The following is a 1,123-nucleotide window of genomic DNA, read 5'->3' on the forward strand; positions in this document are numbered from 1 at the left end:
CAGCTGGAGTTCTGGAAGGGGGCTCTGGCGGGTGCTCCGGATCTGCTGGAGCTGCCCACGGACCGGCCCCGCCCGGCCGTAGCCGGCCACCACGGTGCCACCCACGCCTTCGGGATCCCGGCCGCACTGGGCCTGCGCCTGCAGCAGGTGGCCCGTGAGTCGCGTGCGACGGTGTTCATGGTGTTGCAGGCGGGTGTGGCGGCGTTGTTGTCGCGGTTGGGTGCGGGGGAGGACATCCCGCTGGGTGGTGCGATCGCGGGGCGGCAGGACGAGGCGCTGGACGATCTGGTCGGGTTCTTCGTGAACACGCTGGTGCTGCGGACGGATGTGTCGGGTGATCCGAGTTTCCGTGAGCTGCTGGGGCGGGTGCGGGAGTGGGATCTGGCGGCGTATGCGCATCAGGACGTGCCGTTCGAGCGGGTGGTGGATGCGGTGGCGCCGGAGCGTTCGCAGGCGCGGCATCCGTTGTTCCAGGTGATGCTGGTGCTGCAGAACACCGCAGCCGCCGAACTCGGCCTCCCCGGACTGCAGACGAGCACACGCCGCATCGACACCGGCGCCGCCAAGTTCGACCTCGCCTTCGAACTGACCGAACACCCCGACGGATCCGTCGAGGGCCTGCTGGAGTACGCCACCGAACTCTTCGACGCCGGGACCGCCGAGAGCCTCGGTGCACGCCTGGTCCGGCTCCTGGACGCGCTGAGCGCCGACCCCGAGGCTCCCATCGGCTCCCACGACGTGCTGGACCCCGTCGAACGGCGGCAGGTGCTGGGGGAGTGGAGCAGATCCGCGCGTGAGGTCCCGCAGCTGACCGTCCCCGAGTTGTTCGCGCGTCGGGTGGTGGCGGATCCGTCGGGGCCCGCGTTGGTCTCGGCTGTGGGGACGGTGTCGGCGGCGGAACTGGACGGCCGGGCGAACCGGTTGGCGCACCACCTGGTGGCGAGTGGCATCGGTGCGGAGTCGCTGGTGGCGCTGGTGTTGCCGCGTTCCACCGAGGAGCTGGTGGTGGCGGTGGTGGCGGTGTGGAAGGCCGGGGGTGCGTATCTGCCGGTGGACCCCGCCTATCCGGCGGACCGGATCGCGTACATGCTCGAGGACGCCCGTCCCGCGCTGGTCCTGGCCA

General features: G+C 71.1%; 1 protein-coding gene. It reads left to right on the forward strand.

Annotated elements, in window-relative coordinates; translation table 11 throughout:
* Positions 1–1,123: condensation domain-containing protein (locus tag AB0H32_RS48430; RefSeq protein WP_361136166.1), on the forward strand; the 1,123-nt coding region annotated here is incomplete at both ends.

It is taken from the genome of Streptomyces sp. NPDC020362 (assembly GCF_040642095.1).
GTDB lineage: Bacteria > Actinomycetota > Actinomycetes > Streptomycetales > Streptomycetaceae > Streptomyces.